Source organism: Enterobacter sp. V89_11 (assembly GCF_029967775.1).
GTDB classification, from domain to species: domain Bacteria; phylum Pseudomonadota; class Gammaproteobacteria; order Enterobacterales; family Enterobacteriaceae; genus Enterobacter; species Enterobacter ludwigii.
Map to the genome: position 1 here is coordinate 248,216 of NZ_JASCAN010000002.1, position 20,262 is coordinate 268,477.

Below are 20,262 nucleotides of genomic sequence, written 5' to 3' on the forward strand. Positions count from 1 at the left end.
TTTTTTATTTTTAAAATGCGACCGATGTAATAAAAATGAAAATATTTATCGATGCGTTTTTGTGGCGCCCTGCAAATAAACGCCATAAGGCAAATTAAAAGCGGGAGATCACGCTTCGACGTAAACTGACCCGCCGAAATAGCGTTTCGTTAACAAGATGAAAACGCTATGCTTTAAGGGTTTTTCTTCAACAGGGGGCAGCAGGGTGAAAGTAAATGTGATTGGCACCAGCGGGAGTGGAAAAAGCACTCTGGCGAAGCGTATCGCCGCAGAACTGGATATTCCTTACATTGAAATGGACCGACTTTACTGGTGTCCGGACTGGCAGGGCACCCCGGACGCTATCTTGCTGGAAAAACTGGAGACGACGCTAAAGGCGTCAGCGGAGTGGGTGCTTGATGGCAACTATAACCGTACGCGCCCTGTGAAATGGCGAGACGTGGATCGGGTGGTGTGGGTGGATTATGGGTTCGCCCGAACCCTATATCAGGCTGTCACCCGAGCGTTCACGCGCGCCTGGCACAAACAGGAACTGTGGCCCGGTACGGGAAACTGTGAGAGTTTTCGTCGCTCATTCATGAGCCGTGAGTCCATTATTATCTGGACAATCAAAACCTGGCGCAGCAACCGCGCACGTTATGCACGCGATATGGTAGACCCGCAATACGCCCATATTCATTTTGTCCGCATTACCCGCCGCAGTGAGGTGGAAAACCTCATTTCATCGCTTAAGTCACACGCGTAGCATGGATTTATATATCTGATTTCCGGCAAACCAAATGTAAATTAATTGTTTCTCAGAGGTGAAATACGCCTTTAATAATGACGACATGTTAAGTCAAACGAGAACGCAACATGTCCTGGCGAATCAGTATTCTGGATAAAAGCCCCATCGCTGAAAACGAAACGGCTGCCGATGCACTGGCGCGAACCCTGGCGCTGGCACAGCAGGCAGAAAATCTGGGCTATCACCGTTTCTGGATTGCCGAACACCACAACACGCCCCAGCTGGCCAGCCCTTCACCCGAACTGTTAATCGCCTGGATCCTCGGGCAAACACGGCGTATCCGCGTGGGCTCTGGTGGCGTCATGCTCCAGCACTACAGCCCTTACAAAGTCGCAGAAAATTTCAACCTCCTGGCCGCGCTTGCTCCCGGGCGCGTGGATCTGGGCGTCGGGAAAGCCCCAGGCGGCCTGCCGCTCTCCACCCGGGCGCTGCAGCAGGGCCTCGATCAACAGCAAAAAGGCAGTTTTGCCGAACAGCTGACACAGCTTCATCACTGGATCCAGCCGGAAAATCAGTCGGTGGACGAGGCCGTTCGCGCGACGCCGCTGCCGCCGGTTCCGGCGCAGGGGTTCCTGCTGGGGGCCAGTACCGAAAGCGCGCTGCTGGCCGCGAAACTTGACTGGCATTTTGTCTTTGCTGCTCACCTGAATGGGGATCCGGCGCTGCTGCGTGAAGTCATCACCACCTGGCGTAACCACAGCGCCCGGGATGCAATTGTGGCGGTTCAGGTCATCGTCGCCCAGTCGCAGGCTGAGGCGGAGGCACTGGCACAACAGGTTGAAGTCTGGGGCGTCGAACTGGCAAATGGGCAGCGCGTCACCGTGGCCAGCGAAGAGCAGGCCTATGCCTTTGCCCGACAGGCGGGCAGCGAGCCGGTGCGCATTGCCCGTCGGGCACAGTCGCTGCTGGCGGGAACAGCCGAATCGGTGCTGGAACAGTTGAACGCCCTGCACGAAAAATGGGGCATTGATGAATTCATTATTGATACGCCCGTTGCGGATGGCGTAACGCGAATACAGTCCCTGCGTCTGCTGGCGCAGGCGAAGCTTAACAAGGAGGTCGCCGTATGCGTTTTGACGAACAACTGATTGCCTGGCGCCGGGAGCTGCACCAGAACCCGGAGCTGTCCGGCCAGGAGGTCGAAACGACCGCTCGCCTGCGTCAGTGGCTGACGAAGGCTGGCATTACGCCGCTGCCTTATGCGCTTCAGACCGGCGTGGTGGCCGAAATCGGCACGGGGAAAAAGCTGATTGCGCTGCGGGCCGATATTGACGCCTTGCCCATTGAAGAGCGCAGCGGCGTGCCGTTTAGCTCACAGCGTGCGGGTGTGATGCATGCCTGCGGACACGATATTCATACGAGTGTGATCCTCGGGGCGGCGTTAAAGCTTAAAGAGCGTGAAGCGTCTTTAAACGGGCGCGTGCGGATCCTTTTTCAGCCGGCTGAAGAGAACTTTGGCGGCGCGAAAAGTATGGTGCGGGCCGGTGCCTTACGTGATGTCAGTGCCATTTTCGGGATGCATAACGAGCCGGGGCTTCCGGTCGGGGAATTTGCCACCCGCGGTGGGCCGTTCTACGCCAACGTCGACCGGTTTGTTATCCGAATTACCGGTAAAGGCGCGCATGCTGCACGTCCGCATGAAGGTAACGACGCCATCGTGCTGGCGAGCCAGCTGGTAACGGCGTTGCAGAGCGTTGCCAGCCGCAACGTCAACACGCTTGATTCCGTGGTGCTGAGCGTCACGCGCATTACCGGGGGCAATACCTGGAACGTCCTGCCGGAAAGCGTTGAGCTGGAAGGCACGCTTCGCACCCACCGCGTGGAAGTGCAGCAGAATGTGAAAGCACGCGTCGGTGAAATTGCCGCCGGGTTTGCCAGCGCGTTTAGCGCGCAGATCGACATCACCTGGTACGCCGGGCCTACCGCGCTGGTCAATGACGCGCACTGGGCCGAATTTGCCACCGCCATCGCCAGAGAATCTGGGTATGAAACGCAGCACGCCGAGCTGCATATGGGCGGGGAAGATTTCGCGGTGTATCTGCAGCAGGTCCCCGGGGCGTTTGTCAGCATCGGCAGCGCCAGTCCGTTCGGTTTACATCACCCGGCCTTCAACCCGGATGAAGCATTAATTGAGCCCGCTGCCCGCTATTTTGCACAGCTTGCGGAAAAAGCCCTGCAACACGTTTAATTCTGAAGAGGTGAATATGTCTGCAACCCGACAATTGCGGCTGGGAACCATTTTGCATGGTGCTTCCGGGAACATGTCTGCCTGGCGTCATCCGGCGGCGGTCGCCGATGCCAGCATTAATTTTGATTTTGTAAAAGCCACGGCGTTAAAAGCCGAAGAGGGGAAGCTTGATTTTTTATTCGTCGCCGACGGCCTCTATATTAACGAGAAATCCATCCCGCATTTCTTAAACCGGTTTGAGCCGTTAACGGTCTTGTCTGCACTGGCAAGTCTGACCTCGCGCCTCGGTCTGGTCGGCACCTTATCGACCTCCTACAGCGAACCGTTTACCGTGGCGCGCCAGTTTGCCAGCCTCGATCATTTGAGCAACGGACGCGCAGGCTGGAACGTGGTGACCTCACCGCTCGAGGGGTCGGCGAAAAACTTCTCGCGCGAGAAACACCCTGAACATGCGCTGCGCTACCGGATAGCGGATGAATACCTCGACGTGGTGAAAGGACTCTGGGATTCCTGGGAGGGGGATGCCTTTGTGCGCAACAAAGAGAGCGGGCAGTTCTTTGACCCGGCAAAACTGCATACGCTTGATCACCACGGCGATTTCTTCCAGGTGGCCGGTCCGCTCAATATTGGCCGCACGCCGCAGGGACGCCCGATTGTCTTTCAGGCAGGTGCATCGGATGACGGAAAAAAACTGGCTGCGAAACATGCTGACGCCATTTTTACCCATCATGAAACGTTAGAGGAAGCCAAAGCGTTTTATCGCGACGTAAAACACCAGCTTGAATCCAATGGCCGCAGGGCATCGGACTTACATATTTTTCAGGGCGTCAGCGTGATTGTTGGCAAAGACGCGGAGGACGTGGAGAACCAGTATCAGACAACCGCGGCTCTGGTGTCGATTAACGATGCCCTGAATTACCTCGGCCGTTATTTCGAACATCACGATTTCAGCCAGTACCCGCTTGACGAGCCGTTCCCGGACATCGGTGAACTGGGTAAAAACAGTTTTCGCAGCACGACCGATGAAATTAAGCGTAATGCTCGCGAACGCAACTTGACCCTGCGTCAGGTTGCACTCGAAGCGGCATCCCCGCGCCCGCGCTTTTCCGGTACGCCGGAGGAGGTGGCAGACGGTCTGCAGGGCTGGTTTGAGGCATTCGCCGCGGACGGCTTCATTATTCAGGGTGGAACGCCGGACACATTCCCGCGTTTTGTTGACCAGGTTGTCCCGGTGTTACAGGCCCGCGGGTTATTCCGCACCGACTATCCCGGCACTACGCTGCGCGACAGTCTGGGTTTAGACGAACCGCAAAACCAGTTCACACAACAATAATAGAGAACCTCGCTATGCAGAAATCATCGCTTATTCTGGCGCTTGCGCTGGCCTTTTCCCCTGCCGTCTGGGCAGAGAATGTGAACATTAATGGCACTGGCGTGAGCCTGGAAGCCAACAAAACGCCCGTCAACACCGCCAAAAACAGCGACGCCATCGCGCAACTGCCGAAAGATTATCGCTTCGCCGTGCCGGGCAAATTCACCGTGGCGGTTGCCGCGCTTAACTCACCGCCGCTGACCGTTTTTTCCGACGACAATAAAACGCTGCTCGGAAGCGAGGTGGACGTTGCCCGTCTGGTGGCCGACAGCCTTGGGCTGGAGCTGAACGTGGTGCCAACCTCCTGGGAGGACTGGCCTCTGGGTGTCGCCTCCGGGAAATACGATGCGGCGATCAGCAACATCACCGTGACCAGAGAACGCAAAGAGAAGTTTGATTTTGCCACTTACCGTAAAGATTCCCTCGGCTTCTATGTGAAATCGACCAGTCCGATTACCTCGCTGCAGAAGGCGGAGGACATCGCCGGGCTGCGCATCATCGTAGGTTCCGGGACCAACCAGGAGGCTATCCTGCTGGCGTGGAATGCGCAGAACGTGAAGAAAGGCCTGAAGCCGTTTACCCCGATCTACACCAAAGACGATGCATCACAAACCCTGTCTCTCCAGTCAGGTCGCGCAGATGCGTTCTTTGGCCCGAACGTGACTGGCGCATGGAAAGCGGCGCTGACCGGGAAAACGAAACGGGTTGGGATTGTCGACGGCGGCTGGCCGAAGGCGGCGCACATTGCGGTGACGCTGAAAAAAGGCAGCGGCCTGGTCGAGCCGGTACAGACTGCACTTAACGGGGTCATCAAAAACGGCGATTACGACAAAGTGCTGAACCGCTGGGGAGAAGGGGTAGAACGTATCCCTCAATCAGAAGTGAACCCGGCAGGACTGGGTGACTAAGGAGGCGCTATGCGCGAGCAATTTCGGGACGTGTCACCAGAAGACGCCGATCTTCAGCCCATTATCGACGGATTATTCGGTGAATATGCCGCCCGCTATGGCGACTACTTCTCTAAAGACGCGGAAGTGGAGCTCACGGAGTGGTACCTGGCCCCGCAGGGGCTGTTTATTGTCCTTGAGCGTGACGGCGACATCATCGCCACCGGCGCGTATAAACCGTTTGATGAACGCACCGCTGAAATCAAACGAATCTGGACGCACAAGGCGCTGCGTCAACAGGGGCTGGCGGCCCGCGTCGTCCAGGAGCTGGAGCGTCGGGCGGTACAGGCCGGTTACAGCCAGATCTACCTCACCACCGGTTTTCGTCAGCCGGAGGCGGTCAGGCTCTATATCAGCCAGGGCTATCAGCCGCAGTTCGATCTGAACCGCGATCCGGAAGAGTACAGCCAGCCGCCGTTTGATGGCCGGCTGCGTTTCACCAAAACGCTGATCAGTGAAGCGTTCAGTAAAACAGCATGAGGAATGACAATGAGCAACGTTGAAACCATTAAGGTGGTCCCGGCGCGTTATCCGCTGCGGACTGTCGGTGCCGTGGTGGCGCTGTTTGTGCTTGCGGTGGTCATTCAGTCCGTGGCCTTTAACCCGCGCTGGGAGTGGTCTGTCTTTGCCCGCTGGTTCTTTGATCCGGTTATCCTCGAAGGCGTAGGGCAGACATTGCTGTTGACCCTGATCGGTACTGCGTTGAGCGTAATCATCGGCGGCCTGCTGGCGCTGGCGAGGCTCTCTTCATCCTGGCTGCTGAGCAGCCTGGCCTGGGGGTATATCTGGCTGTTTCGTTCGTTGCCGCTGATTGTGGTTCTGATCATTCTCTATAACTTTTCCTATCTCTACGACACGCTCTCGCTCGGCGTACCCTTCACCGCCATTACCTGGGGTCGCTTCGAAACCATCAATGTGCTGGGACAGTTTTCCACCGCCGTGGTGGGACTGACACTGGTTCAGAGCGCGTATACCGCCGAGATCATTCGCGGCGGTTTTCTGGGTGTGGATCATGGTCAGTACGAAGCGGCGGCGGCACTCGGCCTGCCAGCCTGGCGTCGTACGGTGCGTATCATTTTGCCGCAGGCACTGCGCACGATTCTGCCGTCCGGATTTAATGAAATTATCAGTCTCGCGAAAGGCACGGCGATGGTGTATGTCCTGGCGATGCCGGAACTCTTCTATACCATTCAGATGATCTATAACCGCACGCAGGAGGTGATCCCGCTGCTGATGGTCGGTGCGGTCTGGTATCTGGTGATTACCACCGTGTTGTCTGCCATTCAGCATGTTGTGGAGCGCGGGCTTGCCCGCAGCGAACGCCGTTCAGCCGTTAATCAGAACCGGGTAGCCAGTCGCGTCCGTTCTGTATCCACCGCATCAGTACAGGAGCCCGTCCATGCAAACCTCTCCTGAAGGGCATATTTCGATTACCGGCGTCAGTAAGTTTTTTGGTCGCCATAAAGCGCTTGATAACGTCTCGCTGGAGATCCCGCCCGGATCGGTAACGGTGATCCTCGGGCCTTCCGGATCGGGTAAATCGACGCTTCTGCGTACCATTAACCATCTGGAACGCGTCGACGAAGGGTTTATCCAGATTGACGGTGACTACATCGGTTACCGCCGTCAGGGTGACAAACTCTACGAGCTGAAAGAGAAAGAGATCCTCAAACAGCGCGTCAATGTGGGCTATGTCTTCCAGAACTTTAATCTCTTTCCGCATCTCACAGTGCTGGAAAACCTGATTGAAGCGCCCATCGCCCATAAAAAACTGAGTAAGAAAGAAGCCGTTGAAAGGGCATACAGCCTGCTGGATGTGGTCGGGCTGCGCGATAAAGCCGACGCCTGGTCGCGCCATCTCTCCGGTGGCCAACAGCAGCGTATTGCCATTGCCCGCGCGCTGGCGTTACGTCCTCGGGTAATGCTGTTTGATGAGCCCACTTCAGCGCTCGACCCTGAACTGGTTGGCGAAGTGCTGGATGTGATTAAAAAGCTCGCCCGCTCGGGTACCACGCTGGTGGTGGTCACCCACGAGATCGGCTTTGCCCGGGAAGTGGCGGATCAGGTGGTCTTTATGGTCGACGGCAAAATTGTGGAGCAGGGCAGCAGTGACGACGTATTAATCCGTCCGTCGCACCCGCGAACGCGCCAGTTCCTGTCAAAAGTGCTGTAAGGAGCGCAGATGAAATATGCTTTTCTGGTCGGTCTGGCTTTTACGACCGCGAGCCATGCGGGTATCGATTTACACGCCAACGAGCAGCCGCTGCCGGTGACAGTAGATCAGCAGGCCGTCGCGAAGATCCCCGCGAACTATAAATTTGTTGAGCCGGGCACGCTCACGGTAGCGATCTCAGCGCTCAACTCTCCACCGCTGGCGCTGCTTGCCAGCGACAACCGGACGCGGATTGGCAGCGATCCGGATATTGCCCGCTTGCTGGCGGGCAGTCTGGGGTTAAAGCTGAAGCTGGTTCCCACGGCCTGGGAAGACTGGCCGCTGGGGATCAGCTCCGGACGCTATGACGTGGCGCTGGTGAATATTGCGGTGACCGAACAGCGAAAAGAGAAATTTGACTTTGCGACCTATCGCGTCGACTCGCTGGCGTTTTCCGTGAAATCCACCAGTGCGGTCCAGGCGATTAACAGCGCAAAAGATCTGGCAGGCAAAAAGGTGATTGTCGGTTCCGGGACCAATCAGGAGCGCATTCTGCTGGGCTGGAATGAAGAGAACAAAAAAGCCGGTCGTGCGCCTGCGCTGCCGGTCTATCTGACCGATGATGCTTCCGGCAACCTCTATATTCAGTCCGGCAGGGCGGATGTGTTCTTCGGGCCTCAATCCGTATCAGCCTATAAAGCGGCGTTGACCGGCAAAACGCGCGTAGTGGGTCTCGGGCCGAAGAGAGCCTATGTCGCCACAACGACCAAAAAGGGCAATGGGCTGGTTTATGCTTTGCAGGCTGCGCTGGAGGGCGCTATTACGCGTGGAGAGTACCAGCGGGTGCTGGCACGCTGGGGGGAAGAGGGCGAAGCGGTGACGCAATCCGACGTGAACCCGCCTGGGATAACCTATTAGTCATGTCTACACTTAGGGTTTTCATCCCGGAGGGGGCAACATGATTAAACTCTATGGCGTACCCGGCTGGGGATCGGCAATCAGTGAAGTGATGCTGACTCTGGCAGACATCCCTTATCAATTTATCAATGTGGACGGTTTCGACCAGCCCGGCCCGCAGCGTGAGTTGCTGAAAGTACGCAATCCGCTGTGTCAGGTACCCACGCTGGAACTGGAAAACGGGGCGATCATGACCGAAACGGCGGCGATTGCCCTGATGGTGCTGGACAGATGTCCCGATCTTGCGCCTGCCGTCGGCCAGGCTGAGCGGCAGCAGTTTCAGCGGTTGCTCATCTGGTTTGTTGCGAACGTTTATCCCACCTTTACCTACGCTGACTACCCCGAACGCTGGGTGCCGGATGCGCCGGAGCAGTTGAAAAACAGCTGTATTGAATACCGAAAATCACTCTATCTGTGGTTTGACAGCCAGCTCAGTGCCACCCCTTTTGCGCTCGGGGAACGGCTGACACTGCTTGACGTCTACATCACGGTTGCACGCACCTGGGGGCCTCGCCATGCATGGTTTGCGGCGAATACGCCGAAGATAACGGCGATTGCGGATACCGTGTGCCAGCTGCCGGAACTGCACAAGGTGTTAAAGGCAAACGAGATAATCTGATAACGTGGAACTCACATTCATAACTGGAAGCCTGCATATGCCACACGTAGATATCAAATGTTTTCCCCGTGATTTGAACGACGACCAAAAAACCGCGCTGGCGGCGGATATTGCCGAGGTGATTACCCGTCATCTGAACAGTAAAGATCGCTCTATTTCGGTCGCCCTGAATGAAGTGCAGGAAGCCGACTGGAAAGCGCAGGTCTGGGATACCGAAATTGAACCCAACCTGGATCACTTAATTAAGAAACCCGGCTATTCAATGTGAGAGAGGGTCGGGCGGCGCGGAGTCGCCCGACACGACACACGCGTTACTTCGTCTGCAGCAATATTGCCATCAGCCCCGGAAAGCGGGCATCAAGATCGTCCCTGCGCAGTGAAATCATATTTTCTCGTCCCTGCGGGCGCTGCCAAATCACGCCGCTGTCGCGCAGCACGCGCCAGTGATGGGTCATCGTCGATTTCACCACCTCGTCCGGGCGCAGCGCGTTACAGCTCAGTTCGCTGCCATCGGCCAGCCTGCGGATAATCGACAGCCGGAGCGGGTTACCGAGGGCAAAAAGCACATTTTCCAGCAGTATTTGTTCAGTTTCAGGGTGGTTCGGGATCATCGTTTTCCTGCGTCTGGTGTCAGATTGAGCTATATCAACAATAGGTCAACCGTAAAAAAATAGTTCGTTAATACTCGTACAATAGGACTATTATAGCAAACGAACGAACACGCGACCATCCCGGTCGTCACAACGCAGTCTTAATGACTAAGGAAATATTATGCCCCGACCCATCCCTCTCGAACGTTATCGCAACATCGGTATCTCCGCGCATATCGATGCCGGTAAAACGACCACCACCGAGCGCATCCTGTTTTATACCGGTATGAGCCACAAACTGGGTGAAGTACACGATGGCGCGGCAACTACCGACTGGATGGCACAGGAGCAAGAGCGCGGGATAACCATTACCTCTGCGGCAGTCAGCTGTTTCTGGCCAGGTATGGACCGGGGCTTTGAACCGCACCGGATCAACATTATCGACACCCCGGGCCACGTGGATTTTACCATTGAGGTGGAACGTTCCATGCGTGTACTCGACGGCGCTGTCATGGTGTATGACTCCGTCGGTGGCGTGCAGCCGCAGTCGGAAACCGTCTGGCGTCAGGCGAACAAATATCATGTCCCGCGGCTGGCCTTCGTCAACAAAATGGACCGCCCGGGTGCGGACTTCTTCCGCGTCGTGCGAATGATGCAGGAGCGTCTGAAAGCGAATCCGGTCCCGATTGTTATTCCGGTGGGGGCAGAAGAACACTTCACCGGCGTGGTGGATCTCATCAAAATGCGTACCATTTTGTGGGACGATGCCACCCAGGGCATGGTGTTTACCTATGCTCCTGTGCCGGATGACGTAGTGAGTACTGCGCAGGAATGGCGGGAAAAAATGGTCTCTGCGGCGGCGGAAGCCAGCGATGAGCTGATGGATAAATACCTGGAAACGGGTGATTTAGAGGAAGCGGAAATCATCAGGGGGCTGCGTATGCGGACCATCTCCGGTGAAATCCAGCCGATGCTGTGCGGCAGCGCGTTTAAAAATAAAGGCGTGCAACGCATGCTTGATGCGGTCATTGAACTGATGCCGTCGCCTCTGGACGTGCCCGCCATTGATGGTGTGGATGAGAATGGGCAGCATGCCGAGCGTCATCCAGACGACAACGAGCCCTTCTCTGCGCTGGCCTTTAAACTGATGAGCGACCCGTACGTCGGACAGCTGACCTTCATCCGCGTTTACTCTGGCGTGCTGCGCAAAGGCGACGCGGTGTTCAACCCGGTGAAAGGGAAGAAAGAGCGCATTGGGCGCATCGTACTGATGCATGCTAACGATCGCCACGAAGTGGATGAACTGCGCGCGGGCGATATCGCGGCCTGCGTTGGGTTGAAAGATGTGACAACCGGTGACACGCTCACCGACCCGAACGCCGTCATTACGCTGGAACGGATGGAGTTTCCGGACCCGGTTATCTCGCTTGCGATCGAGCCGAAAACCAAAGGCGATCAGGAGAAAATGGGCATTGCATTGCAGCGCCTGGCAGCGGAAGACCCTTCGTTTCGTCTGCACACCGATGAAGAGTCCGGCCAGACAATTATCTCCGGGATGGGTGAGTTACATCTTGAGATTATCGTTGACCGCATGAGGCGTGAGTTCGGCGTTGAGGCGAACATTGGTCGCCCACAGGTCACGTACCGTGAAACCCTGCGTAAAGCGGTGAAGGATATCGAAGGGAAATTTGTCCGACAGTCCGGCGGTAAAGGGCAGTACGGCCATGTGGTGCTCAGTCTGGCGCCATTAGAGCCCGGCAGTGGTTTTGTATTCGAAGATGCCACCAAGGGCGGCGTTGTCCCGCGCGAGTATATTCCGTCTGTGGAGAAAGGCCTGCGCGAAGCCATGAACAGCGGTGTCCTGGCGGGGTATCCAGTTGTCGATGTGAAAGCGACCCTGACGTTTGGCTCCTATCACGAGGTCGACTCCTCGGAAATGGCGTTCCGCATGGCGGCGATCCTCGGCTTTAAAGAGGGCGCTCGCAAAGCGGACCCGGTGATTCTTGAACCGGTCATGCATGTCGAGGTGGAAACACCGGAAGAGTACGCCGGCAACATCATGGGCGATCTCTCTTCCCGCCGCGGCATGGTGCAGGGAATGGAAGAGCAGTACGGTAGTCAGATTATTCGCGCGGATGTGCCACTGGCGGAGATGTTTGGCTATGCCACGACGCTGCGTTCGATGTCGCAAGGCCGCGCGACCTACACGATGGAATTCCATCATTTCGCGGAAGCACCGCGTAATGTTGCGGATGAAATTATTGCACGGCGCGCGAAGTAATTTAAAAGCCCTTTCCCTCGCGGAGAGGGCTTTTTTTATAGGCTATTTTTCCAGCGCCTTTACCATTTTCCCACTGGTCACAAACGTCCCGGCCCCCAGATGATGCAGGGTGTTCAGCTTATCGCCGTCAAACTGCCAGCGTCCGGCGACAAACGCGCGTTCATCTGCGGCTGCCGAAACAACCTCACCAAACAGCGTATCGTATTTTTCTGCGGCTGCGGTAACCGGGAGTAAACGACACTCCATCCACGCCAGACATTTCTCTTCAATCACCGGCAGGCCGAGTACCGGACCTTGTACAACCGGGATCCCGTAGCAGTTGAACTTGTCTTCGTCGCGCCCGCTCACGCTGCCGACGGCGTAAGCCCAGTTAGCCGCTGCCACGCCGGGGATGACGATGCCGAACTTTCCGCTGCGCTCAATCAGTTCGCGCGACCAGGTGCTTTTGTCCACCACAATTGCGATACGCGGTGGCTCAAACTCCACCGGCATCGACCAGGCCGCGGCCATGACGTTACGACGGTCGATAGACTCATCGCGGCTGGTAATCAGCACCGTAGGGCCATGGTTCAGCAGACGGCTGGCATGCTTTAATTCAACGGGACGAAACGCGCTCATGAACATTCCTCTCAGCAGGTATTCTGGCATTAAACGTCTGATGGGTAGCCGAAATCAAGATGCACCCGCAAAAAGCACTTTTGCGCATATGGAGGCCGGAAAATAGTTTATAAACAGGGAACATCACATCATGGAAGCGAATCATGTCCCCATTTCTGAGTGCTTATTTTGCCCGTACGGGCTGGCAACAGCCTGTTCAGGTTGACATCGACACCCTGCGGGCGCTGCATTTACACCACAACTGCGCGATCCCCTTCGAGAATATTGACGTCGTGATGCCGCGCGAAATCCATCTGGAAGATCAGTGCCTGGTCGACAAACTGGTGACGGCACGTCGTGGAGGCTATTGCTTTGAGCAGAACGGCCTCTTTGAACGCGTTTTGCGTGAAGTGGGCTTTACAGTTCGCAGCGTGCTGGGCCGCGTGGTCTTAGCCAGTCCGCCACAGATGCCGCCGCGTACGCATCGTCTGCTGCTGGTTGAACTCAACGGCGAGCGCTGGATTGCCGACGTCGGTTTTGGCGGACAGACCCTGACGGCGCCGATTCGTTTGCTCGCCAACGAGGAGCAGGAGACACCCCACGGGCTGTATCGTTTGCTGAGCGAGGGCAACGACTGGATCCTGCAGTTCAGTCACCACGATCACTGGCAGTCGATGTACCATTTTGATCTGACAACACAGTATTTCAGCGATTACGTGATGGGCAACTTCTGGTCGGCGCACTGGCCGCAATCCCATTTTCGCCACCATCTGTTGATGTGTCGCCATCTGCCTGACGGCGGAAAGCTGACCCTGACCAACTTTAACTTTACCCACTGGCAGAAGGGGCATGCGGAAGAGCAGGTCCATCTTCCCGACGCGAACGCGCTGTATCAGGTGATGCAGTCACGGTTTGGACTGGGCGTTGACGATCCCAAACACGGGTTTTCGCTGGACGCGCTGACGGCGGTGATGGCCGGGTTTGATACACATCCTCAGGCCGGGAAATAGACCGGTGGCGCTGCGCTCAGGCGTAGCGCCACCCGGCAACACTCAGCGGCGCGATCTCACCACCTGATACCTGCGCGTTAAATACTCCACCGGCGCGCTCCAGACGTGCACCAGTCGGGTGAAGGGGAAGATCAGGAAAATGGTCATGCCCAGCACCAGATGGACACGGAAGATAAACGCCACGCCCGCCAGATGTTCGGACGAGCCACCGCGGAAGGTCACTACCGACTGCGCCCAGTCCACCAGCTTGAGCATCTCGCTGCCGTCGGGATATTTCGCGGAGAACGGAATGGTGGTGAGCCCAAGAATACACTGCACCAGCAAAATGCAGAGGATCAGGATATCTGCCGTGGAGGAGGTCGCCCGGATACGCGGGTTCGTCAGCCGGCGAATCAATAATCCCGCACCGCCCACCAGCGTAAGCACGCCGCAAACGCCGCCCAGAATCATCGCCATCAGCTGTTTCTGCGACATCGGCAGAAACCACGAATAAACCCAGTGCGGCGTCAGCATCCCGAAAAGATGTCCGAAGAAGATCCCCAGGATCCCGATATGGAACAGATTTGACCACAGCACCATGCCGCGCTTATCCAGCATCTGGCTGGAGGAGGCGCGCCAGGTATACTGCCCGTAGTCGTAACGCAGCCAGCTTCCCACCAGAAAAACCGTGCCGCACAGGTAGGGGTAAATATCGTAGAAAAAGACGTTCAGAAACTGGATCATTTTGGGCCTCCCGCACTGACGTCGACATACTGCGGGGCAACGTCCTGGCTAAAGCGTCGTTGATATTGCTGCATCGGTGAGGTATCACACGATGTGGCGTTGTCCTCGATAAACTTGACCTGTTCCTCTTCCCAGACGGCGTCCAGCGCCTGGCGGGTATCATCCCGTTTCTCGGTGGAAACCTGTTTCGCCACGCTGTCGCTGGTCAGACGCGTGCCTGCGAGCGTCAGGAGCGCATCGAACAGCTGATAATGCGCCACGCCGCGCTGCTTCAGGCGACCGCCAATCAGCGCCAGGATCGGCGCAACGTTTTGTAGCCCTTCGCGGGCCTCGTCGTCGGTGACGAGGCTGAGATACTCCAGGTAGAGCGGCAGATAGTCCGGCAGCTCACGACAGTCCAGCTGCAGGCCGGCTTTTTCGTACTGGCTCATCAGGTCGACCATCGCCTGGCCGCGATCGCGGGATTCAGCATGAACGTGCTCAAACAGCAGCAGCGAGGTCGCACGACCCCGCTCAAACACCTCGCACCATTCGGCCTGCTTATCCAGCAGTGCGGCATCCAGATGCTGGCGGGCAAAGGGCAGTAACGCAGGGAGATCCTGTTCTATCAGGGAAAGTGCTTCCTCGCGATTTTCCCATAATGTTTCATCGGGATACTCAATCAGCAGGGCGATGATTTTGAGGATCTGCATCACTCTCCCTCCCCGTGGTCGCGCACTTCGGTGATGTTGATGGCATCAATGCGGCTGCTGTTAAAGAGGTTGAATTTGGTGTCGGAACCGTGGCACCCGTCGCCAAAGGAGAAGCCGCAGCCGTTGCGTTCCGGGAAGGCGTCGCGCGCCATTTCGCGGTGGCTGGTGGGGATCACGAAACGATCTTCGTAGTTGGCAATCGCCAGATAGCGGTACATCTCTTCGACCTGCTCGACGCTAAGGCCCACTTCTTCGATGGCGCGGGTATCGGTCACGCCTTCAACGGTCTGAGAGCGTTTGTAATGACGCATGGCCATCATGCGTTTCAGGGCGCGCAGCACCGGAGCAGGATCGCCCGCGCTGAGCATGTTGGCCAGATACTGCACCGGTATGCGCAGGCTTTCGACCGCCGGTAACACGCCGTCGTTGAGCGGCAGGCCACCCGCGTCTGCGTAAGACTGGATTGGTGACAGCGGCGGAACGTACCAGACCATCGGCAGGGTGCGGTATTCCGGATGCAGCGGCAGGGCCAGCTTCCAGTCCATCGCCATCTTGTAAACCGGGGAACGCTGGGCGGCGTCAATCACGTTCTGCGGAATACCTTGCTTGAAGGCTTCTTCAATGACCGCCGGGTCATGCGGATCAAGGAATACGTCACACTGGCGTTCATAGAGGTCGGTTTCATGTTCGGTGCTGGCCGCTTCTTCAATGCGATCCGCGTCATACAGCAGCACGCCCAGATAGCGAATACGCCCGACGCAGGTCTCCGAACAGACGGTTGGCTGGCCAGACTCAATGCGCGGGTAGCAGAAGATGCATTTCTCCGACTTTCCGCTTTTCCAGTTGAAGTAGATTTTCTTGTACGGGCAACCGCTGATGCACATGCGCCAGCCACGGCATTTGTCCTGGTCAATCAGCACAATGCCGTCTTCTTCACGCTTGTAGATGGCACCGCTCGGGCAGGTGGCCACGCAGCTCGGGTTCAGGCAGTGTTCACACAGGCGCGGCAGGTACATCATGAAAGTGTTTTCAAACTGGCCGTACATCTCCTTCTGGATCTTGTCGAAGTTGCGGTCGCGGGCGCGTTTTTCGAACTCGCCGCCAAGCAGTTCTTCCCAGTTCGGGCCGCCAACAATTTTGTCCATCCGTTTGCCGCTAATCAGCGAGCGCGGGCGGGCCGTCGGGAGGTGATCGCCTTGTGGTGCACGGTGCAGATCCTGGTAATCAAACGTGAAGGGCTCGTAGTAATCATCAATGCCGGGCAGGGACGGGTTGGCAAAGATTTTTGACAGCACGCCCACGCGCCCGCCGAGACGCGGCGTCAGCTTGCCGGTGATCCCGCGTACCCAACCGCCTTGCCACTCCTCCTGATCTTCCCAGTTTTTCGGGTAGCCAATCCCCGGTTTAGTTTCAACGTTGTTGAACCACGCATATTCCATACCTTCACGCCCGGCCCAGACGTTTTTACAGGTGACCGAGCAGGTGTGACAGCCAATGCATTTGTCGAGATTCAGCACCATTCCAACCTGTGAGCGTATTTTCATTTTTTCGCCTCCTGTACCTGATCCCGACCTTCGCCATCCAGCCAGTTAATGTTTTTCATTTTGCGGATCATGATGAACTCGTCGCGGTTAGAGCCGACGGTGCCGTAATAGTTGAAGCTGTACGCCAGCTGGGCGTAGCCGCCAATCATGTGTGTCGGTTTGGGACAGACGCGCGTCACCGAGTTATGGATCCCGCCGCGACGACCGGTGACTTCTGAACCCGGAATATTCAGGATACGTTCCTGCGCGTGGTACATCATGGTCATGCCCGGCGGGACGCGCTGGCTCACCACTGCCCGGGCGGTCAGGGCCCCGTTGGCGTTGAAGGCTTCGATCCAGTCGTTATCCTCAATGCCTAACTCTCTGGCATCGGTTTCGCTGATCCAGACGATAGGCCCCCCGCGTGACAGCGTCTGCATCAGCAGGTTTTCACTGTAGGTCGAGTGAATGCCCCATTTCTGGTGTGGCGTCAGGAAGTTCAGCGCCTTCTCCGGGAAGCCGTTCGGCGGGATTTCGCGCATATGGCTAACGCTTCGGGTATCAATCGGTGGGCGATAGGCCACCAGACTTTCCCCGAACGCGCGCATCCACGGATGGTCCTGATACAGCTGCTGACGACCGGAAAGGGTGCGCCAGGGAATAAGCTCGTGAACGTTGGTATAACCGGCGTTATAGGAGACATGCTCACTTTCAAGGCCCGACCAGGTGGGGCTGGAGATAATTTTCCTTGGCTGGGCCTGAATATCGCGGAAGCGGATTTTCTCATCTTCTTTGTTCAGCGCCAGATGGGTGTGATCGCGACCGGTCAGTTCGCCCAGCGCTTGCCAGGCTCGCACTGCCACCTGGCCATTCGTTTCAGGGGCGAGGGCGAGGATCACTTCAGAGGCGTCAATCGCCGTTTCAATACGCGGGCGTCCTTTTGCCGGGCCATCGAGCTTGACGTAGTTCAGCTTGCCAAGGAAATCGACCTCGCTCTGGGTATTCCATGAAATGCCTTTTCCGCCGTTGCCGAGTTTGTCCATCAGCGGGCCGAGTGAAGTAAAGCGCTCGTAGGTTTCCGGATAATGTCGTTCGACCACCGCAATCGTCGGCGCCGTTTTACCCGGAATGAGATCGCATTCGCCTTTGCGCCAGTCCTGAATATCAAACGGCTGTGACAGTTCCCCCGGGGAGTCGTGCTGCAGCGGCTGCAGTACCACGTCCGTTTCGGTGCCAAGATGGCCGACGCACACCTCTGAGAAAACGCTGGCAATACCTTTGTAGATCTCCCAGTCGCTGCGGGATTCCCAGGCCGGGTCGACGGCAGCTGAAAGCGGATGAATAAACGGATGCATATCCGACGTATTCATGTCGTCTTTTTCATACCATGTCGCGGTGGGCAGCACGATATCGGAGAACAGGCAGGTGCTGGACATGCGGAAATCGAGTGTCACCAGCAGGTCAAGCTTGCCCTCAATGGCCTGAGTTTGCCACTCCACCTCTTCGGGCTTAACGTCATCCGTCGACCCTAAATCCTCGCCCTGAATGCCGCTTTCAGTACCGAGCAGGTATTTGAGCATGTACTCGTGACCTTTCCCCGAAGAACCAAGCAGGTTAGACCGCCAGACAAACAGATTGCGCGGGTGGTTTTTACCGTTGTCAGGCTGTTCGCAGGCGAAACGTATATCGCCCGATTTTAATGCCTGCACGGTGTACTCCTGCGGGGTCATGCCGGCGGCGTCGGCCCGGGCTTTAATGTGCAACGGATTGAGGTTTAGCTGCGGTGCCGAGGGCAGCCAGCCCATACGCTCTGCCCGGACGTTAAAATCGATCAGGTGACCGGTGAATTTTGTCGCGTCCGCCAGCGGAGAGAGTAACTCCTGCGCGGTCAGTTTTTCATAACGCCACTGACAGGCGTGGTTGTAGAAGTACGACGTACTGTTCATCTGGCGCGGGGGACGGTTCCAGTCCAGCGCAAACGCCAGCGGCAGCCAGCCGGTTTGCGGACGCAACTTCTCCTGACCCACATAGTGTGACCAGCCGCCACCGCTTTGACCCACGCAGCCGCAGAACACCAGCATGTTGATCATCCCGCGGTAGTTCATGTCCATGTGGTACCAGTGGTTCACCCCGGCACCGAGGATAATCATCGACCGGCCGTGTGTTTTGTGCGCCGTGTCGGCAAACTCACGGGCAATTTTCTCTATCAGGTAAGCAGGGACGCCGGTGATCTGCTCGCCCCAGGCGGGAGTGTAAGCTTTGATCTGGTCATAGCTGCCCGCCGCGTTGCTGTCTTCCAGACCACGATCGAGGCCGTAGTTAGCGAGAATCAGATCGTAGACGCTGACCACCCGTTTCTGGCTGCCATCGGCCAGCGTCAGGGTTTTACTCGGTACACGGCGCGTCAGGACCGGCTCCTGCTTGACGCTACGGAAGTGTGGATTTTCATTGCCGCCAAAATAGGGGAATGCCACCTCTGCCACGCTGTCGTGGGTAATCAGCAGCGAGAGGGTGAGTTCAGTTTCATGATCTGCCGCCAGCGGCGCCAGGTTCCATTTGCCTTTTTCGCCCCAGCGGAAACCAATGGACCCGTTCGGCACCACCAGATCGCCGGCGATATCAAAGGCGACGGTTTTCCACTCAGCATTATTGGCTTCACCCAGCCCGTCCGTGAGATCAGAGGCCCGAAGCATCCGCCCCGGCACCACGCGGCCATCGGCCTGTTCATCCAGCAGCACCAGCATCGGCATGTCGGTGTAGCGGCGGCAGTAGTTGAGGAAGTACTCGCTGGGGTTGTCGAGATGGAACTCTTTGAGGATCACGTGGCCCATTGCCATCGCCAGCGCGCTGTCGGTGCCTTGCTTGGGTGCCAGCCACTGATCGCTCAGTTTGGCGACCTCGGAGAAGTCCGGGGTGATGGCCACGGTTTTGGTGCCTTTGTAGCGGACCTCGGTAAAGAAGTGGGCATCTGGCGTACGCGTCTGCGGAACGTTAGACCCCCAGGCAATGATGTAGCTGGAGTTGTACCAGTCTGCGGATTCCGGCACGTCGGTCTGCTCGCCCCACGTCATGGGCGAGGCGGGCGGTAAATCACAATACCAGTCATAAAAGCTGAGACAGGTGCCGCCCAGCAGAGAGAGATAACGCGTCCCGGCGGCATACGAGACCATCGACATCGCCGGAATCGGTGAAAAACCGGCCACGCGATCGGGGCCGTAATGTTTAATGGTCCAGACGTTGGCGGCAGCAATCAGCTGGTTCAGCTCTTTCCAGCTGGAGCGGATAAATCCGCCGTGTCCGCGAGCCTGCTTGTAGCTCCGGCTCTTCTGCGGATCGTTCTGAATGGCATCCCAGGCCAGCACCGGATCGCTGTGTTGCGCCAGCGCGTCACGCCACAGTTCGATCAGCGTGCGGCGCACCAGCGGGTATTTCAGCCGGTTGGCGCTGTAAAGGTACCAGGAATAACTTGCACCGCGCGGGCAGCCGCGCGGCTCGTGGTTAGGCAGGTCGGGGCGGGTACGCGGGTAGTCGGTCTGCTGGGTTTCCCAGGTAACCAGGCCGTTTTTGACGTAGATTTTCCAGCTACAGGAGCCCGTGCAGTTCACGCCATGGGTGGACCGCACAATCTTGTCGAACTGCCATCGCTGTCGGTAGCTGTCCTCCCAGTCACGGTTGGTGTTGTACACCTGCCCGTGTCCATTGGCGAAGCTGTCGCCTTTTTGTTTGAAATAGCGAAAGCGATCCAACAGTTTACTCATGACATTTCTCCTGCTTCGATAGCCTTTTCGGAGAGGGCTGCCCACTCTCAGGCGAATGTGTAATTG

General features: G+C 57.1%; 17 protein-coding genes and 1 pseudogene. 12 read left to right on the top strand and 6 right to left on the bottom strand.

Features of this window, described 5'->3' with window-relative positions; all coding sequences use genetic code 11:
- Positions 1–205 precede the first annotated feature (205 nt).
- The 10 genes and pseudogenes from QLG09_RS02790 (at position 206) to pptA (ending at position 9,290) form a co-directional block, all read left to right on the top strand.
- A complete protein-coding gene (locus tag QLG09_RS02790) occupies positions 206–745 on the top strand; it encodes an AAA family ATPase (RefSeq protein WP_049023425.1) in 540 nt (179 codons plus the stop codon).
- A gap of 110 nt (positions 746–855) precedes the next feature.
- Complete coding sequence (locus QLG09_RS02795; protein ID WP_047356439.1) at positions 856–1,875, top strand: LLM class flavin-dependent oxidoreductase; 1,020 nt, start codon at positions 856–858, stop codon at positions 1,873–1,875.
- Positions 1,854–2,975, top strand: a complete 1,122-nt coding sequence (locus tag QLG09_RS02800; protein ID WP_049023424.1) for an amidohydrolase — start codon at positions 1,854–1,856, stop codon at positions 2,973–2,975. The genes QLG09_RS02795 and QLG09_RS02800 overlap by 22 nt, the downstream gene beginning before the upstream one ends.
- A gap of 16 nt (positions 2,976–2,991) precedes the next feature.
- A pseudogene (locus QLG09_RS02805) lies at positions 2,992–5,255 on the top strand (NtaA/DmoA family FMN-dependent monooxygenase).
- A gap of 9 nt (positions 5,256–5,264) precedes the next feature.
- A complete protein-coding gene (locus QLG09_RS02810) occupies positions 5,265–5,774 on the top strand; it encodes a GNAT family N-acetyltransferase (protein ID WP_020884041.1) in 510 nt (169 codons plus the stop codon).
- A 9-nt stretch (positions 5,775–5,783) separates the two neighbouring features.
- Complete coding sequence (locus tag QLG09_RS02815; protein ID WP_049023423.1) at positions 5,784–6,710, top strand: amino acid ABC transporter permease; 927 nt, start codon at positions 5,784–5,786, stop codon at positions 6,708–6,710.
- Positions 6,694–7,467: an amino acid ABC transporter ATP-binding protein gene (locus QLG09_RS02820; protein ID WP_049023422.1), complete on the top strand. Its 774-nt coding sequence runs from the start codon at positions 6,694–6,696 to the stop codon at positions 7,465–7,467. Before QLG09_RS02815 ends, QLG09_RS02820 begins: the two co-directional genes overlap by 17 nt.
- 9 nt (positions 7,468–7,476) lie before the next feature.
- On the top strand, positions 7,477–8,364 hold the full coding sequence (locus tag QLG09_RS02825) for a transporter substrate-binding domain-containing protein (RefSeq protein ID WP_049023421.1): 888 nt from the start codon (positions 7,477–7,479) through the stop codon (positions 8,362–8,364).
- A 40-nt stretch (positions 8,365–8,404) separates the two neighbouring features.
- Positions 8,405–9,022 carry a glutathione S-transferase family protein gene (locus QLG09_RS02830; protein ID WP_049023420.1) on the top strand — a complete coding sequence of 206 codons (618 nt, stop codon included), beginning with the start codon at positions 8,405–8,407 and terminating at the stop codon, positions 9,020–9,022.
- Positions 9,023–9,059: 37 nt separating this feature from the next.
- Positions 9,060–9,290 (top strand): tautomerase PptA, encoded by a 231-nt coding sequence (gene pptA, locus QLG09_RS02835; protein ID WP_020884045.1) that lies wholly within the window; start codon positions 9,060–9,062, stop codon positions 9,288–9,290.
- A 43-nt stretch (positions 9,291–9,333) separates the two neighbouring features.
- On the opposite strand, the gene QLG09_RS02840 is transcribed toward pptA, so the two are convergent.
- Positions 9,334–9,633, bottom strand: coding sequence for a helix-turn-helix domain-containing protein (locus QLG09_RS02840; protein ID WP_014170235.1), 300 nt, complete (start codon positions 9,631–9,633; stop codon positions 9,334–9,336).
- A 160-nt stretch (positions 9,634–9,793) separates the two neighbouring features.
- Here QLG09_RS02840 and fusA point away from each other — a divergent pair, with 160 nt between their 5' ends.
- Complete coding sequence (gene fusA, locus QLG09_RS02845; protein ID WP_014170234.1) at positions 9,794–11,893, top strand: elongation factor G; 2,100 nt, start codon at positions 9,794–9,796, stop codon at positions 11,891–11,893.
- A 42-nt stretch (positions 11,894–11,935) separates the two neighbouring features.
- Here fusA and QLG09_RS02850 read toward each other — a convergent pair whose 3' ends face one another.
- Positions 11,936–12,511: a flavin reductase family protein gene (locus tag QLG09_RS02850; protein ID WP_020884047.1), complete on the bottom strand. Its 576-nt coding sequence runs from the start codon at positions 12,509–12,511 to the stop codon at positions 11,936–11,938.
- A 143-nt stretch (positions 12,512–12,654) separates the two neighbouring features.
- Here QLG09_RS02850 and nhoA point away from each other — a divergent pair, with 143 nt between their 5' ends.
- The gene (gene nhoA / locus QLG09_RS02855) at positions 12,655–13,500 is read left to right on the top strand and encodes an N-hydroxyarylamine O-acetyltransferase (protein WP_020884048.1); all 846 of its coding nucleotides are present in this window, start codon (positions 12,655–12,657) and stop codon (positions 13,498–13,500) included.
- A 42-nt stretch (positions 13,501–13,542) separates the two neighbouring features.
- Here nhoA and narI read toward each other — a convergent pair whose 3' ends face one another.
- Genes narI through QLG09_RS02875 form a run of 4 tightly spaced genes read right to left on the bottom strand, consistent with a single transcriptional unit; the run spans position 13,543 to position 20,196 of the window.
- On the bottom strand, positions 13,543–14,223 hold the full coding sequence (narI, locus tag QLG09_RS02860; RefSeq protein ID WP_014170231.1) for a respiratory nitrate reductase subunit gamma: 681 nt from the start codon (positions 14,221–14,223) through the stop codon (positions 13,543–13,545).
- The gene (gene narW, locus QLG09_RS02865; RefSeq protein ID WP_020884049.1) at positions 14,220–14,915 is read right to left on the bottom strand and encodes a nitrate reductase molybdenum cofactor assembly chaperone; all 696 of its coding nucleotides are present in this window, start codon (positions 14,913–14,915) and stop codon (positions 14,220–14,222) included. The genes narI and narW overlap by 4 nt, the downstream gene beginning before the upstream one ends.
- The gene (narH, locus tag QLG09_RS02870; RefSeq protein ID WP_183516336.1) at positions 14,915–16,459 is read right to left on the bottom strand and encodes a nitrate reductase subunit beta; all 1,545 of its coding nucleotides are present in this window, start codon (positions 16,457–16,459) and stop codon (positions 14,915–14,917) included. Before narH ends, narW begins: the two co-directional genes overlap by 1 nt.
- Positions 16,456–20,196, bottom strand: a complete 3,741-nt coding sequence (locus QLG09_RS02875; protein ID WP_025204127.1) for a nitrate reductase subunit alpha — start codon at positions 20,194–20,196, stop codon at positions 16,456–16,458. Before QLG09_RS02875 ends, narH begins: the two co-directional genes overlap by 4 nt.
- Positions 20,197–20,262: the final 66 nt, after the last annotated feature.

Bases quoted from the DNA above. Each gene is read 5' to 3' on its own strand.
- QLG09_RS02830 (WP_049023420.1), top strand. From the start codon at position 8,405: ATGATTAAACTCTATGGCGTACCCGGCTGGGGATCGGCAATCAGTGAA.
- fusA (WP_014170234.1), top strand. From the start codon at position 9,794: ATGCCCCGACCCATCCCTCTCGAACGTTATCGCAACATCGGTATCTCC.
- QLG09_RS02820 (WP_049023422.1), top strand. From the start codon at position 6,694: ATGCAAACCTCTCCTGAAGGGCATATTTCGATTACCGGCGTCAGTAAG.
- pptA (WP_020884045.1), top strand. From the start codon at position 9,060: ATGCCACACGTAGATATCAAATGTTTTCCCCGTGATTTGAACGACGAC.
- narH (WP_183516336.1), bottom strand. From the start codon at position 16,459: ATGAAAATACGCTCACAGGTTGGAATGGTGCTGAATCTCGACAAATGC.
- narI (WP_014170231.1), bottom strand. From the start codon at position 14,223: ATGATCCAGTTTCTGAACGTCTTTTTCTACGATATTTACCCCTACCTG.
- nhoA (WP_020884048.1), top strand. From the start codon at position 12,655: ATGTCCCCATTTCTGAGTGCTTATTTTGCCCGTACGGGCTGGCAACAG.
- QLG09_RS02840 (WP_014170235.1), bottom strand. From the start codon at position 9,633: ATGATCCCGAACCACCCTGAAACTGAACAAATACTGCTGGAAAATGTG.
- QLG09_RS02795 (WP_047356439.1), top strand. From the start codon at position 856: ATGTCCTGGCGAATCAGTATTCTGGATAAAAGCCCCATCGCTGAAAAC.
- narW (WP_020884049.1), bottom strand. From the start codon at position 14,915: ATGCAGATCCTCAAAATCATCGCCCTGCTGATTGAGTATCCCGATGAA.
- QLG09_RS02815 (WP_049023423.1), top strand. From the start codon at position 5,784: ATGAGCAACGTTGAAACCATTAAGGTGGTCCCGGCGCGTTATCCGCTG.
- QLG09_RS02825 (WP_049023421.1), top strand. From the start codon at position 7,477: ATGAAATATGCTTTTCTGGTCGGTCTGGCTTTTACGACCGCGAGCCAT.
- QLG09_RS02850 (WP_020884047.1), bottom strand. From the start codon at position 12,511: ATGAGCGCGTTTCGTCCCGTTGAATTAAAGCATGCCAGCCGTCTGCTG.
- QLG09_RS02800 (WP_049023424.1), top strand. From the start codon at position 1,854: ATGCGTTTTGACGAACAACTGATTGCCTGGCGCCGGGAGCTGCACCAG.
- QLG09_RS02875 (WP_025204127.1), bottom strand. From the start codon at position 20,196: ATGAGTAAACTGTTGGATCGCTTTCGCTATTTCAAACAAAAAGGCGAC.
- QLG09_RS02810 (WP_020884041.1), top strand. From the start codon at position 5,265: ATGCGCGAGCAATTTCGGGACGTGTCACCAGAAGACGCCGATCTTCAG.